Origin of the sequence: Acinetobacter sp. YH12236 (assembly GCF_013417645.1) — a bacterium.
Taxonomy (GTDB): domain Bacteria; phylum Pseudomonadota; class Gammaproteobacteria; order Pseudomonadales; family Moraxellaceae; genus Acinetobacter.
Map to the genome: position 1 here is coordinate 1 of NZ_VPDM01000075.1, position 1,251 is coordinate 1,251.

A 1,251-nucleotide genomic window follows, 5' to 3' on the forward strand; every position below is an offset into this window, starting at 1 on the left:
GGACAAGCATCGTCATTTTATTATGGTCAGCCTCAGGGTGAAGTGTGTCTAATCAACAGGGTTTTCGGTCTCTAAGCACTTTTTAAAGGGAACATCATCGACTCAAATCTCTATTTGCAACAGTGCCCTCGTAAGTTGGGCGATAATATTGAAAGTGTATTGAACAAGACTTTAACTATTCATGCCCAATCTTATATGCAACAGTTTGACGTGGCTAAACATACGGCTTATGAAGCCCTAAAGCGTGGAGTCAATGGTTTATTTGAAGCGGAATTTAATTACACCCAGTTTGTTGAGGGTAGTCAAAAAATTGAGTTTGTCCGCAGTCGCTTTGTGCAAAAGATTAGTTACGTTAATGATTTAGGATTGGTAAGATTAGTATTCGCCAATGACGTTGTACCATTAATTGTAGGATTGGAAAAAAAATTTACCAAATACGAGATAGAGCAAATTAAAGGCTTACAGAGCCGATATGCTATTCGCCTGTATGAGTTTTTGATTAAATGGCGGTCTGTGGGCAAAACCAATGAAATCTCGTTAGATGAGTTAAGAAATCATTTTGGGTTATTGAGTGATGAATATGTGCGTATGCACCATTTCAAAGCAAGAGTTTTAGATTTGGCTATTAGTCAAATTAACGAACACACGGATATTATTGCTGAATATGAGCAACACAAGCAAGGTCGCACTATTACAGGATTTACCTTTAAATTTAAACAAAGAACCAAGCCCAAAACGGTAAAAGCTGAAAAGACAGAGCGTGATCCACATACAGTAGATATGTTTATAACCATGACCGATAATCAACGCTTTGCCTTCGCTAAAAAAATATCTCAATTACATGAGGCATCGTATTTGGCACAAGGGCAAGCAGGTCGAAGTTACGATGTGTTTGCTGAACAAATTGCTGAAGCATTATTAGATAGTGAAAAGCAGAAAGTATATTTACCCTTCTTATCGAAATTAGGGTTTAAATTTTAAGATTTTTATTCGCTGTTTACAGGTTGTGGTAGAAGTAGTCCTTGATATCAAAAACAAAAATTATTTTAAGGGAATAAAGGCTTCTGACTATCACCAAATGATAAGTTATCTGAGTTCTATTCAGTGAAAAACTGCTATATTAGGTAAGCGTCCGCTGAATCCCATGCCTATTTTTTAATTTTGGTCGGATTTCCAGCGGTGTGGCAGTAATTCTTCTATTTGGGTCACTTTATGCGTCGGCAGCCTTTTCAGCACATCACTTAAATAGGC

Annotated in this window: 2 protein-coding genes and 1 pseudogene; 2 read left to right on the plus strand and 1 reads right to left on the minus strand. The window is 37.1% G+C overall.

The window, feature by feature from the left end:
- Both FTV14_RS15855 and repM read left to right on the plus strand, forming a co-directional pair.
- A pseudogene (locus FTV14_RS15855) lies at positions 1-75 on the plus strand (IS6 family transposase); the annotation flags it as partial.
- A gap of 84 nt (positions 76-159) precedes the next feature.
- Positions 160-981: a replication initiation protein RepM gene (repM, locus tag FTV14_RS15860; protein WP_180038245.1), complete on the plus strand. Its 822-nt coding sequence runs from the start codon at positions 160-162 to the stop codon at positions 979-981.
- A 174-nt stretch (positions 982-1,155) separates the two neighbouring features.
- On the opposite strand, the gene FTV14_RS15865 is transcribed toward repM, so the two are convergent.
- A partial coding sequence (locus tag FTV14_RS15865; protein ID WP_151760394.1) for a transposase domain-containing protein occupies positions 1,156-1,251 on the minus strand: 96 nt, incomplete at its 5' end.